The sequence below is a fragment of the Pseudomonas sp. CC6-YY-74 genome, assembly GCF_002025205.1.
Classification (GTDB): domain Bacteria; phylum Pseudomonadota; class Gammaproteobacteria; order Pseudomonadales; family Pseudomonadaceae; genus Aquipseudomonas; species Aquipseudomonas paeninsulae.
Window position 1 is genome coordinate 2489493 of record NZ_CP019947.1, and the last position, 12142, is coordinate 2501634.

Here is a 12142-nt window from a genome sequence, read left to right on the forward strand (position 1 = left end):
ATCGATGGACCTCCGTGGCATCCCCTTCGGCGTCACCGACTGGGAGCAGATCGAGCGCAGCGAACATGCCGGCACAACCGCCAGCGCCTACTGGCGCACCCAGCTGTTCGGCGCGCTGCGCGTGCGCATGGTCGACTACACGCCAGGCTAACTGGCCGACCACTGGTGCCAGAAGGGCCATACCCTGTTGTGCCTGGAAGGCGAACTGCACACCGAACTGGCAGACGGCCGGCGCTTCGTCATGACCGCGGGCATGAGTTATCAGGTCGCCGACCAGGCCGAAGCACACCGCTCCTCGACGACCACCGGCGCACGGCTGTTTATCGTCGACTGACTCGCGCTGATGCCACCAGACCGCAACGTGCGCACCGCACACCCTAGCCGGCCCGACGGGTGATCGCAGCATCGTCAGCGCAACTGCGCCAGGCCGACCGCTATTTAGGAAAGTTTTAGGGATTGCATAGGGTCTATTTCGCAATGGCCCGGCGCGGCACGCTCTAGCATGGAGCTCCTCCAAACACCCCAAAGGAGTACCCCGATGAGTCCCGTTTCGCGTCGCTGGATCTATGTCGCCATCGTTTATTTCTGCCTGGCCGTCAGCCTGGGCGTGTTCATGGGCACCAGCGGTGATCACCGCCTGATGAGCGTGCATGCCCACCTGAACCTGCTCGGCTGGGTAAGCCTGACCCTGGTCGGGATTATCTACCACTACTTCCCCAAGGCCGCCGCCAGCCGCCTGGCCAGCCTGCAGTTCTGGCTGCACAACCTGTGCCTGCCGGTAATGATGGTGGCGCTGACCCTGGTGATCAACGGCACGCCCCAGGCTGGCCCGGTGCTTGGCGGCGCCGCAGTCATGATGTTGCTGGCGGTGCTGCTGTTCGCCGGCAATGTACTCTGGCGCCGCGCCTGATCAGCGGGCAGCGATCTGCTGCAGCAGTACCGGCCGTTTGAGCAGCAGGCGCAGACGCCCACGCCCGACCTTCTCCAGCAGGATGTCGTGGCTGCGTTCCGCCAGCCGGCGCTGCAGCAGAATCAGCCGCGCCTCGAGGTTGTCGTCGAGCTCCGGCAGCTTCAACGCCGGATCGATACGCAGCTCGCGGTTGCTGAACTCGCTGCGCCGCTCCTCGACATGCAGACTCAGCAGGCGCCAGAAGATGGCGCCAGCCACGCCCTTGATCAGGTAGTCCTCACCGAGGAACACGCTGCTGTTGGCCAGGTAGTAGCGCACCGTCAGCGGCGCTCCCGGCAAGGCCGGCGCGAGCGGCAGCGCGGCGCCCTCCTCGCCTGGGCAATCGGCCACCTGCTGCAGCGCCAGGATCGAGGCGCCGAGCAGGCTGGCCAGGCTCATCAGGCTGTCTTCCTCGTCGTAGCCGAAACGGTGTGGTTCGGCGCTTTCGACATGCAGCACGCCGAGCAGGCGCCCGGCCGCGAGGATCGGCACCGACAGCTGGCTATGCGGTTCGGCCAACCCGGGAAAGGCGATCTCGGTCTCCAACCGGTTGCCAAGCCCGGCCGCAGCCAGGTGTTCGTGAATGGCCCGGCTGTAGGCGTATTCCGAGGCCAAATGGGCGATGCGAATCGGCGTGCGGAATTGCGCCGCCACGCCGATGATGCCGCGGCCCAGGGGAAACTCCGAGCCGACCCCCGACAGCGGGTAGCCGTGGCTGGCCACGGTGTAGAGTTTCTGTCCCTGGCTATCGAGTAGCAGAACCATGGCCTGCGGTATTTCGAGCTGGCTGGCCAAGCCCTCCAGGCACTGCTCCAGCAGGCTGGCCAGATCGCTGCAACCGGCCAGGCGCTGGCTCAACTGGCGCAAGCGGGCGATGTGGCAAGGCGCGCACTGCGCTGGCGGCACCTCGACGCCAGGCACATGCTCGACATCCAGCACCTGATAAACATCCGCGCCACGCAGGCGGAACACCTCGCTCATCCCCGCATTCGAGGCGATTCCAGCGAGCTTGGCCTTCATGCTCTCGAACAGCGGACCCTCGACTTCGGTGCGCCGGTAGAGCAGCGCCAAGCGGTAACGCGCGCTGGTCTGCGGATGCAGGAGGAAGACCGTGACCTGCGGATTGACCAGGATGTTCTCGCGCGTCTTGTTGAAAAACTGGAAGGACAGCGCGACATGGCTGGCGTCCACGTAGTGCACCTGGGAGACCAGGGTGACGTTGGGTGTGCCGTCCGCCCCGCAGGTGGCGACCGTCGCCGGCACCGCGCCCTCCAGACAGGGCCGAATGGCATCCAGACTCCGGCTGGACGTCATCATCCCTGCTCCAGGCGCGAGCCGGCATTGGGCCCGGGGGTTTGCTCGAACAGGTCGCTCAGGGTGAAACACAGCGCCCGCAACTGCTGCGCCTGGAACTCGTGGGTGGCGCGCGCGAAGGGCAACGCATAGCCCAAGGGCAGCAAATCCTCGGCAAACGCATCACGGTGACGCGCCGCCAACGCGGCATCGCCCGGCGCCAGCGCTACCTGACAGGCATCGCGACCCTTGAGCTGCAGAGTGCGGTGGCTGCTGGGCAGACAGAAGACCACGGCCAGTGCCTTGCTCGCCTCGACGTCCTCCAGCAACTGACCCGCCTGCGCAGCGTCGACCAGCACCGTAATCTGCCGCCGATCCGTCGCTACCCGGCAACCCACCACCTTGCTCACCGAGGGCACCCGGCGCACATCGCGCGAAGCCGCACTGATGGATACGCCGCTCTCGATAAAACGGACCTGCTCGTCGTTCAGGGTGGCGCCGGTCATGTTGTTCAACCCTCGCTGGCAAGAAGCTAATCCTGCGCATCCTTGCCCGGCTGAGAAGTCACCATTGGGCAGCCAGAGGACTTAAGCCGGCCAGGCGCATAAATCAAACCGACTGCTTGGGTCGCCTATCAGGTATAGCCCTGCTTCCAGCGCACGGCGCGAAAACGTATCGGCGGCACTGTCGGCTGACCCGGCAGATACAAGGCGCGGGATAGGTCCAGCTGAATGCCTTGCGTCGGCGCGGGCATCGGCGTCTCGAAACGCAGCCAAAATTGATGATGCCGTCCCGGCGTATCCAGGCTGTAGGTGAGGTCCGCCGAACTACTTGGCTCGGCATCGCGCAAGCTATCGAGTGGGTACTTACCCGGATCGAAAACCGCCAAGCGCTGCACCCCGCTCGCTCGGTACTCACGGCCATCAATCGTCAGGACGACTGCCTCCGGTCGCAAGCGCGCGCCATGCACGGCAGGGCTGATTTCCAGCAGCAGGCGGGCGCCCTGCTCGACCGGGTAGAGCGGCTTATCGCGCGGGTCGACCATCACCGGAACGATGAACAGCATCACCTGATGTTCGCGTTGCTGGATCTCGTTACTCAACTCGACCCGCACCCGCGCACCGGGAATCTCCAGCCAGGTTGGCGTACCCCGAGCGACAGCGGCGACCGCTGGCGCGACGTCGACGTAGGCCTGACTGACTTCGCCAGAGCGATAACCGGCGCAGCCGGCCAACAGGACACAAATGAATAGCCACAGCTTCTTCATATTCACGCTCTCGAATCGGCTCATTCGCTAACAACCATTGCAGAGCGCTCAAATCATCGCCAAGGGACTGCGGCGCGTCGGCGCGGCAAAGGCCGCATCGATCTGCGCCAGGTCCTCGGCCGTCAGCTGCAAGGCAGCGGCTTCGGCATTCAAGCGCAGATGCGCCGGCTCGACTGCTTTGGGAATGGCAATCACCCCCGGCTGGCGCAACAGCCAGGCCAGCGCGACCTGCGCCGGGGTGACGCCATGCGTCTCGGCCACCTGGCGCAACGCCGGATGGCGCAGCAGCTGCCCAGCCTGACCGAGCGGGCAGTAGGCCATCAGCGGCATGCCCTGGCGTTGTTGCCAGGGCAGCAGGTCGAACTCGATGCCGCGCGCCTCGGGGTTGTACAGCACCTGGTTGGTGGCGCAGCCAGCGACGCCCAGGCCGTGCAATTCCTGCAAATCGTCCAGGTCGAAGTTGGACACGCCCCAGCTGCCGATCTTGCCCTCCTCGCGTAGACGCTCGAAGGCCTCGACGGTTTCCGCCAGCGGGTACTGACCACGCCAGTGCAACAGATAGAGGTCGATCCGCTCGGTTCTCAGCCGTTTCAGGCTACGCGCGCAGGCCTGCGCCACACCTTGGCGGCTGGCGTTGTGCGGATAGAGCTTGCTGATCAGAAATACCTGCTCGCGCAAGCCCGCAAGCGCCTCGCCCACCACCAGTTCGGCGCCGCCTTCACCGTACATCTCGGCCGTGTCGATCAGGCGCAGGCCCAACTCGATGCCCTCGCGCAACGCCGCCACTTCCGCGCGCCGCTGGCTGGCCACCTCGCCCATGTGCCAGGTGCCCTGTCCGATCACCGGCACCGACACACCGGCCAGTTCAAGCGTACCCATCGTCTCGCCTCCTCGTTCAATCCGCTCGCCAGGAATCATAGCTGCCGAACGTCCACAGATGCCCTTGCAGGTCGCGACAGCTGAAAGCGCGGCCACCTAGTCTTCGTCCTTGAGCCCAATAAGGATCTCGGCGCCCGCGGCCTAGGCATCCAACACATCGGCATCCGCGCCTACTAAATAGAGGCTCTGGGTGCAGCCGCCAGGCGCATCAGCCGGCCATAGGCCGACTCGCCCAGCGAGCCGAGCATCAGCATGCCGTTGCCGCCGCTGAGCTGGCCGTGGACGATACCGCGCCGTTATGCGCGGAGCTCAACAGCAGTAACAGCGACTCCGGCTGTTCGCTCTCCGGGTGCAGCGGTTCCTGCAGCCTTTGCAGGCGCCAGCCGCTGGCGTTGAGCAGGCTCAGCCAGGACTCCAGGGTGCGAAAGAACCAGGGCATCGGCTGCGCAAAGCCCGCGCCGAAGCCGGCGAAGGTTTCCACCCGCCAACCATCGCGGTAACTCGCATCGTCGCAGGCGCGCCAGGGGTGCAGGGTCTGGATCAACAACCGGCCACCCGGCGCCAACACCCCCTGCAGGGCATCTAGGGTCGGTGTCAGCGACTCTTCGAGCAGGGCGAAATTGCACACCAGCACATCGAAGCGGCCCAGCTCGCTGGCCTGGCTTGCCAGCTCGGCATGGCCGCAGACACGGTAACGGGCACGGGGATCGTCTGCCGCCCGCGCCACCTCGATCAAGGGTGCCGAGGCGTCCACCCCCACCACCTCGCCCCCCCGCGCGGCCAGGCCTCGGCACAACCACCCCTCGCCACAGCCGACATCCAGCACCCGCGCAGGTGTCAGCGCCAGTACCGCCTGCAGAATCGCCGCATCGGTGACCAGGCGCCGGCTTTCGCTGCGCTGCTCGCGCACGGCGGCGGTCCAGGCATCTGCATTGGCCTGCCAACTGAGGGCAAGCTGCTCACGATAATTGCGCGGCATAAGTCACTCGCCGATGAAATTTAATGTAGTAGCCGTGCCGGCGCCCTTGTGGCACCGTCTCGGCCCAGTGTCGCTCGATCACTAACGTCGCCAGCGCATGCAGGCCCAGCTGAAATCTTTGCGACTTGGCCAAGGACACTGGCGTCTAACTCATCAAGCAGCGACTAAGCTGTTGTGAAGTGCTAATTGAGGGCAGACCAAGCAATTATGGGCGTATTCTCGAAATCCGACGCGCCAGAACAGGCGCTTCCGACGAACAAACAACCGGCGTATCAGCTGAAGCCGGTTAAGCGCACCAGCAAGTTGCGCATCGCCATCTGGTTGATGCTGACACTGCTAGTGGTGGCGGCTGCGCTGCTGGTTATTTTCGAGATGCGTACCGCGTATTTCCAGGCCCACTACCTCAGCCGCTACAGCGACAGCCTGAGCTACCGCGTGCAACCTGGCCCCAGCCCGGCGATCATCTTCCCGCAGGACGGCCCCTTCGATAAACGTCAAGGCTACAGCTACCTGCCGCTGATGCTGGAGCGCCTGCAACAGCGCGGCTTCCAGATTACCCAACAGGCAGAGTTCTCCCCGGCGTTGCTCGACTACACGCAACGCGGCTTTTTCACCCCCTACCCGGAAAAAATCCAGGCAGGCGTGAACATCAGCGACTGCCGTGGCACGCCCTTCTACCAGTTCCGCTACCCGCAGCAGCACTACCCAAGTTTCAGCGCCATACCACCACTGGTGGTGGGTAGCCTGCTGTTCATCGAGAACCGCCACCTGCTCGACCCCGAACCGGCACAGGCCAACCCGGCGGTGGACTGGCCGCGCTTCGCCAAGGCCGCGTGGTCGCAGGTCGGCAAGGTGCTGGACGTCCAGGATCAGTCCGCTGGCGGCAGCACCCTTGCCACTCAGCTGGAGAAATACCGCCACTCACCGGGCGGCTTAACCTCTTCCGCCTCGGAAAAATTGCGGCAGATGGTTTCCGCCAGCGTGCGCGCCTACCAAGGTGGCCCACTCACTCAGACCGCGCGGGAAAACGTCGTGCGCGACTACCTCAACAGCGTGCCGCTCTCCGCCGCGCCGGGACATGGCGAAGTGAATGGCCTGGCCGATGGCTTGCGCATCTGGTACGGCGCCGACTTCGCCGAGGTCAACCGCCTGCTCGACCCCAGTCGCTCACCCAGGGCGAGCAATGCCGAACGCGGCCTGGCCCTGCGTCAGGTGCTGTCATTCATGATTGCCCAACGGCGGCCATCCTATTACCTGGCCCAGGGCCGACATGAGCTGGCCGAGCTGATCGACAGTCATATCCGCCTACTGGCGGGCGACGGTTTGATCGATACGCCACTGCGCGACGCAGCCCTGGCCAGCCAACTGCGTTATCGCAACTGGGAGCTGCAGCCAAACCTGCAAACGGTGGACGGCAACAAGGGCATCAGCGTGGCCCGCACGCGCCTCTCCAGCCTGCTCAACATGCCGCTGTATGACCTCGACCGCCTGGATCTCTCCGCCAGCACCACCCTCAACAACGAACTGCAACAAGCGGTCAGCGACTACCTCGAGCAACTTGCCGACCCCGCCTTTGCCGAGCAGATCGGCCTGTTCGGTGAGCGCCTACTGTCTGCCGAAAAAACCGGCGAAGTGCGCTACAGCTTCACCCTGTTCGAACGCACCGCCAATGGCAGCCGGGTGCGCGTGCAGACCGACAACACCGACCAACCCTTCGACATCAACGAAGGCAGCAAATTGGAACTCGGCTCCACCGCCAAACTGCGCGTGCTGGCCACCTACCTGGAAATCATCGCCGAATTGCACCAGCGCCATGTCGGGCAGAGCGTGGCCGAACTGCGCGCGGTGGAGGTCGCCGACCAGGACTACCTGACCCGCTGGGCCCTCGACTACCTGCGGCAAAATCCCGCTGCCGAGCTGCCGGCCATGCTCGACGCCGCCCTGGAGCGCAAGTATTCCGCCAGTCCCTTTGAACGCTTCTTCACCGGCGCTGGCCTGCACACCTTTGCCAACTTCCGCCGCGAAGACAACGGCCGCAACCCGACCCTGCGCGATGCGCTGCGCGAGTCGATCAACCTGCCGTTCATTCGCCTGATGCGCGACCTGGTGCGCTACAGCACCTACCAGGCACCGGGCAACAGCGCCGAGCTGCTCAAGGACGACAAGGACCCGCGCCGCCAGGCCTACCTCAGCCGCTTCGCCGACCGCGAAGGCAAGACTTTCCTCCTGCGCTTCTGGCGCAAATACCAGGGCCAGCCGGCGCAGCTACGCCTCGAGACCTTCCTCAGCGGCCTGCGCCACACCTCGGCACGCCTGGCCGCCGTACACCGTTACCTGATGCCGGAAGTCGATGAACCGACCTTCGCCGCCTTCCTGCGCGCCCATGCGCCCAACGAGAAACTCAGCGACAAGCGCATCCGCGAGCTGTACCTGAACTACGGCCCTGGTGCCTACAGCCTACCCGACCAGGGTTATATCGCCCGCGTGCATCCGCTGGAGCTGTGGCTGCTCGGCTACCTGCTGGAAAACCCCGATGCCCGCTTCGGCGATGCGGTGGTCGCCAGCCGCGACCAGCGCCAGGAAGTCTACGGCTGGCTGTTCCGCAGCCGTCACAAGAGCGCCCGCGACAGCCGGATCCGCATCATGCTCGAGGTTGAAGCCTTCCTCGATATCCACCGCCGCTGGCAGAAACACGGCTACCCCTTCGAGTACCTGGTACCGTCGCTGGCCACCGCCATCGGCAGTTCCGGCGACCGCCCGGCGGCACTGGCGGAACTGATGGGCATCATCCAGAACGATGGCATCCGCCAACCCACGGTGCGCATCGACAGCCTGCATTTCGCCGCGGCTACGCCCTACGACACCCAGGTCGAGCGTAACGCCCTGAACGCCAAACGGGTGATGCCCAGCGAAGTGGCCGCGGCCCTGCGTGGCGCACTCTCGCAAGTGGTCGAAGGCGGTACCGCACGGCGCCTGCAGGGCAGTTTCAGCCTGCCCGACGGTCGCCTGCTGACCCTCGGCGGCAAGACCGGCACCGGCGACAACCGGGTCGAAACCGTCGGCCGCGGCGGGCGCGTACTCAGCTCACGGGCGATGAACCGCACCGCCACCTTTGTCTTCTTTATCGGCGCGCGCCATTACGGCACCCTCACCGCCTTCGTGCCCGGCCGCGCCGCGGAGAAATTCACCTTCACCTCGGCGCTGCCGGTGCAGGTGCTCAAAGGCATGGCACCGATCCTCGCGCCTTACCTGGAGCCGGGCAGCCACAGCCAATGCGTCCCCCCGCTGGCAGCGGTGCAGGCCAGTTGGAAGTAGGCATCAGGCGTAGAGCCCATGCTCATCTGCAAGGACTGCCAGAGCCACCCCACCGGGATCCCGTAGCCCGAATAAGCCCAGGCGCAACCTGGGACGCTGCAGTGGCCATACACCCCTCCCCGGATTGCATCTGGGCTACGGATCTGGGCGCCCCTCTCATCAAAAAATAAATAAGTCGTTGCTTTATATATAAATTAAATCAACACAAAGCCCTGTAGGAGCGGCAGTGTGCTTGTGGGAGGGGCTTTAGCCGCGAATATTTTGACGGGCTTGCGGCCTTCGCGGCCATGGGCCGCTCCTACGGGTACGACGGTGCTCTCGTGGGAGCGGTTTTAGCCGCGTATATTTTGATGGGCTTGCGCCCTTCGCGGCCATGGGCCGTTCCTACAGGGGGCATGCTGTCCTGTCGCGCTGTTCAGCCCTTTTTCTGCAGTCGAACATACAGCCCCTCGACCTTCTCCCGCGCCCAGGGGGTTTTGCGCAGAAAGGTCAGGCTGGACTTGATGCTCGGATCGCTCTTGAAACAGCGGATATCGATGCGCGCCGCCAGGCCATCCCAACCCAGTTTCGCCACCAGCTCGGTGAGGATGGCTTCCAGGGTGACACCATGCAGCGGATCTTTCGGCGATTGAGTCATGCGGAACCTGTGTCGACAGCGTGGCGAGGCGCACCGGCTGACAGACTGTGGCGCGCGTAGGGGGATATTCTGACCTGACTCACCAGCCAGCTCCAGCGCAAAAGCACCGCCCCGGGCTCGGCGGCCCCAACCAGTCTCAACGAGCGTCGATGATGAACGGCAGTTCGAGGTTGCGCTCCGGGTCGAACTGGCGGCGGGCGGTATGGTTCAGGTGACGGCCGTAGACATGGAACGACAAGCTGGTGTGCGAGGTTTCATTGATCACGCTATGAATGCTGCCGCTGGGCATCGCCAGCACCTGCCCCGGTGCAATGCACTGCTCGTCAAGGCGCTGCAGTTCGGCATAACCGGGGCGCGTGGCATCGTCCAGGCGTTGCCAGAAAATATTGCGTTCACTGCCCTCGACGCCCACCACCACCGCCCAGGTGTCGTGGTCATGGGGCGGCACGCCGCGTCCGGGCAGCCAGCTGTCGACCACCACGAACAGCGACTGATCGGCCTCGACGTGCAGCAGACTGGTACCAAAGCCCAGGGCCGGATCGGCGCTGTACATGTCCGCCCGCAACCAACCGCGTTCGGCGACGACCCGCTTGGCCAGCGGTGCGACTTGCGCCAGCAAGCTGGCTTCATCGGCGGCGGTCGCGACGATGCGCCGCAGATCGTCGATAAAGCGTTCCAGGTTGTAACTATCGATGGTCATCCACTTTTCTCCAGCCCAGTTCCAAGTCCGACCGGCTGCTAGGCAGCCGTTATAAAAAAGGCCCGCCTCCGAGAAAGAGGCAGGCCCTGGTTTCACCTCACTCGCGAGGCTCAGCCGGCCGAGGCGCGCGGGTCGTCAGCGGTGGTTAACTGCAGGCTGGCCGCAGGTTCGCTCAGCAGCGCGCGATGCAGGGCCATGGCCATCAGCATCAGGATCACCGCGATCGGCAAGGCGGCGCAGATACTCGCGGTCTGTACGCTCTTGAGTCCGCCCGACCACAGCAGGGCCGCGGCGATGGCGCCCACCATCAGCCCCCAGGCCACGCGACTCCAGGTCGGCGGATGCATATTGCCGCGGGCGGCCAGGGTGCTCACCACCAGGGTCCCGGAGTCGGCCGAGGTGACGAAGTAGGTCACGATCAGCAGCGAAGCCAGCGCCCCGAGCAGCGTGCCAAGGCTGGCACCGGCGCTCTGCTCGATCTTGTCGAACAGGGTGAATAGCGAAGAGGTGGCATCGGCCTTGGTCGCCAGCAGGATGGCACCGCCGCTGAACTCGGCGGCTTCACCGCTCAGCGCCTGACTCGCAACCTGCTCCTGGTGAGCCAGGCGATCGGCCTTCTCGTAATACAGCGCGGCGCCGCCGAAGGTACCGATCCAGACAAAGCTGAACAGCACCGGAATAATCAGCGAACCCATCACCAACTGGCGAATGGTGCGGCCACGGGAAATCCGCGCGATAAAGGTGCCGACGAAGGGCGCCCAGGTCAGCCACCAGGCCCAGTAGAAGGCAGTCCACCAGTTCTGCCAGCCGGCATCGTTCTGGGTGTCGCTCCACAGGCTCATGCCGATCACGCTCTGGGCGTAACCGGAGGTGCCTTCGAGAATGGTGTTGAGGATGTAACGAGTCGGTCCGAACGCCATCACTGCGCCCAGGATGACCAGCGACAACAGCATGTTCCACAGCGACAGCAGTTTGATGCCGCGGTCTACACCGGACACGACCGACATGATCGCCACCAGGGAAATCGCCAGGATCAGGCCCATTTTCAGGCCGATGCCCAGCTCGAAGCCGCTCAGGGTCTTGATCCCGGTCGCCAGCTGCTCGACGCCGAGGCCGAAGGAGGTGGCGATGCCGAACGCGGTGACGACCACGATCAGGATGTCGAACATGCTACCCAGCCAGCCGTTCATCCGCGCCTCGCCGAACAGCGGGGTCAGGGTCGAGCGGATCGACAGTGGCTTGCCTTTGCGAAAGGAGAAGTAGGCCAGGCACAGCGCCGGCAGCAGGTACAGCGCCCAGGCGTGCATGCCCCAGTGGAAGAAGGTCACGCGCATCGCCGACTCGGCCGACTCGGCACTCAGGGTGGTGACGCTGAAGGGGTTGCCGGCGTAGTGCCACATGGGCTCGGCCACCGACCAGAACAACAGGCCAATGCCCATGCCGGCACTGAACAACATGGACAACCAGGAAATCGTACTGAACTCGGGTTTTTCGCCGTCCTGGCCGAGGGTGACATTGCCGTAACGGCTGGTCATCAGATACAACAGGTAAACCAGCACGGCCGAGGCCATGGCCAAGTAGAACCACTTGAAATTCTGCAGGATAGTCGTGGAAAGCTCGCCGAATAGTGCCCCGGCTTGCTCACCCATAACGGCGCAAAAGCCGACGAAGGCCGCAATTATCAGGATCGAGATCAAGGTTATTCCGGCATCGACGCCGCGAAAAACCCCGCTGGAATTACTCATAGCATGTGCTCCATTGTTATTGTCGGTATGCCTCTGTGCACGCTGGGCTCAGGGCGAGCTGATGAATCTGTGCGGTTGCCTCCAGGCTGTTTTATCAGCCCCGATAATTCGATAAAAAACAATTTCTGACACATGATTTTTATACGGGCAATTAATGCGTTTTAGTCATTAATCGGCGCGCAACAGCGCGTGTTTCCGCCGCCCGAAACAGCACTCGAGCTTGCACGCGGAAACCACCCTGACCGGGGCAACATCACTCTTCATAGGTTTGCTAAGTGCATCCGCACGCCACGCCGAAACATAACCAGCGGATCATTATTTCGCGGCTGACTATAGGGTCATGGGGCAACCCAAAAGTATTCTATCCACGTCCTCCGC

The 12142-nt window shown here is 64.1% G+C and carries 10 protein-coding genes and 1 pseudogene; 3 read left to right on the plus strand and 8 right to left on the minus strand.

Annotated elements, in window-relative coordinates; all coding sequences use genetic code 11:
* Positions 1-4: 4 nt before the first annotated feature.
* Positions 5-334: pseudogene (locus tag B2D37_RS11385) on the plus strand (DHCW motif cupin fold protein).
* A 204-nt stretch (positions 335-538) separates the two neighbouring features.
* Positions 539-910, plus strand: a complete 372-nt coding sequence (locus B2D37_RS11390) for a hypothetical protein (RefSeq protein WP_079202792.1) — start codon at positions 539-541, stop codon at positions 908-910.
* Here B2D37_RS11390 and B2D37_RS11395 read toward each other — a convergent pair whose 3' ends face one another.
* The 5 genes from B2D37_RS11395 to B2D37_RS11415 all read right to left on the minus strand — a co-directional run bounded on the left by B2D37_RS11395 (position 911) and on the right by B2D37_RS11415 (position 5367).
* Positions 911-2266 carry a GAF domain-containing protein gene (locus B2D37_RS11395; RefSeq protein WP_079202793.1) on the minus strand — a complete coding sequence of 452 codons (1356 nt, stop codon included), beginning with the start codon at positions 2264-2266 and terminating at the stop codon, positions 911-913.
* Positions 2263-2748 (minus strand): hypothetical protein, encoded by a 486-nt coding sequence (locus tag B2D37_RS11400; RefSeq protein WP_079202794.1) that lies wholly within the window; start codon positions 2746-2748, stop codon positions 2263-2265. The genes B2D37_RS11395 and B2D37_RS11400 overlap by 4 nt, the downstream gene beginning before the upstream one ends.
* A gap of 128 nt (positions 2749-2876) precedes the next feature.
* Entirely contained in the window at positions 2877-3533 is a 657-nt protein-coding gene (locus B2D37_RS11405; RefSeq protein ID WP_154067082.1) for a hypothetical protein, read from the minus strand.
* Between the two features lie 24 nt (positions 3534-3557).
* Entirely contained in the window at positions 3558-4388 is an 831-nt protein-coding gene (locus tag B2D37_RS11410) for an aldo/keto reductase (RefSeq protein ID WP_079202796.1), read from the minus strand.
* 247 nt (positions 4389-4635) lie between these two features.
* Positions 4636-5367 (minus strand): bifunctional 2-polyprenyl-6-hydroxyphenol methylase/3-demethylubiquinol 3-O-methyltransferase UbiG, encoded by a 732-nt coding sequence (locus B2D37_RS11415; protein ID WP_079202797.1) that lies wholly within the window; start codon positions 5365-5367, stop codon positions 4636-4638.
* 207 nt (positions 5368-5574) lie between these two features.
* Here B2D37_RS11415 and B2D37_RS11420 point away from each other — a divergent pair, with 207 nt between their 5' ends.
* Positions 5575-8682, plus strand: coding sequence for a transglycosylase domain-containing protein (locus tag B2D37_RS11420; RefSeq protein WP_079202798.1), 3108 nt, complete (start codon positions 5575-5577; stop codon positions 8680-8682).
* A 415-nt stretch (positions 8683-9097) separates the two neighbouring features.
* Here the strand turns inward: B2D37_RS11420 and B2D37_RS11425 are convergent, their stop codons facing one another.
* From B2D37_RS11425 to B2D37_RS11435, 3 genes are all read right to left on the minus strand, one after another.
* Positions 9098-9319, minus strand: coding sequence for a VF530 family DNA-binding protein (locus B2D37_RS11425; RefSeq protein ID WP_079202799.1), 222 nt, complete (start codon positions 9317-9319; stop codon positions 9098-9100).
* A gap of 136 nt (positions 9320-9455) precedes the next feature.
* A complete protein-coding gene (locus B2D37_RS11430) occupies positions 9456-10019 on the minus strand; it encodes a hypothetical protein (protein ID WP_079202800.1) in 564 nt (187 codons plus the stop codon).
* Between the two features lie 110 nt (positions 10020-10129).
* On the minus strand, positions 10130-11764 hold the full coding sequence (locus tag B2D37_RS11435; RefSeq protein ID WP_079202801.1) for a BCCT family transporter: 1635 nt from the start codon (positions 11762-11764) through the stop codon (positions 10130-10132).
* Positions 11765-12142: the final 378 nt, after the last annotated feature.

What these genes read in the sequence shown, in the direction of transcription:
- B2D37_RS11390 (WP_079202792.1), top strand. Translation starts at nt 539, where the DNA reads ATGAGTCCCGTTTCGCGTCGCTGGATCTATGTCGCCATCGTTTATTTC.
- B2D37_RS11395 (WP_079202793.1), bottom strand. Translation starts at nt 2,266, where the DNA reads ATGATGACGTCCAGCCGGAGTCTGGATGCCATTCGGCCCTGTCTGGAG.
- B2D37_RS11400 (WP_079202794.1), bottom strand. Translation starts at nt 2,748, where the DNA reads ATGACCGGCGCCACCCTGAACGACGAGCAGGTCCGTTTTATCGAGAGC.
- B2D37_RS11405 (WP_154067082.1), bottom strand. Translation starts at nt 3,533, where the DNA reads ATGAGCCGATTCGAGAGCGTGAATATGAAGAAGCTGTGGCTATTCATT.
- B2D37_RS11410 (WP_079202796.1), bottom strand. Translation starts at nt 4,388, where the DNA reads ATGGGTACGCTTGAACTGGCCGGTGTGTCGGTGCCGGTGATCGGACAG.
- B2D37_RS11415 (WP_079202797.1), bottom strand. Translation starts at nt 5,367, where the DNA reads ATGCCGCGCAATTATCGTGAGCAGCTTGCCCTCAGTTGGCAGGCCAAT.
- B2D37_RS11420 (WP_079202798.1), top strand. Translation starts at nt 5,575, where the DNA reads ATGGGCGTATTCTCGAAATCCGACGCGCCAGAACAGGCGCTTCCGACG.
- B2D37_RS11425 (WP_079202799.1), bottom strand. Translation starts at nt 9,319, where the DNA reads ATGACTCAATCGCCGAAAGATCCGCTGCATGGTGTCACCCTGGAAGCC.
- B2D37_RS11430 (WP_079202800.1), bottom strand. Translation starts at nt 10,019, where the DNA reads ATGACCATCGATAGTTACAACCTGGAACGCTTTATCGACGATCTGCGG.
- B2D37_RS11435 (WP_079202801.1), bottom strand. Translation starts at nt 11,764, where the DNA reads ATGAGTAATTCCAGCGGGGTTTTTCGCGGCGTCGATGCCGGAATAACC.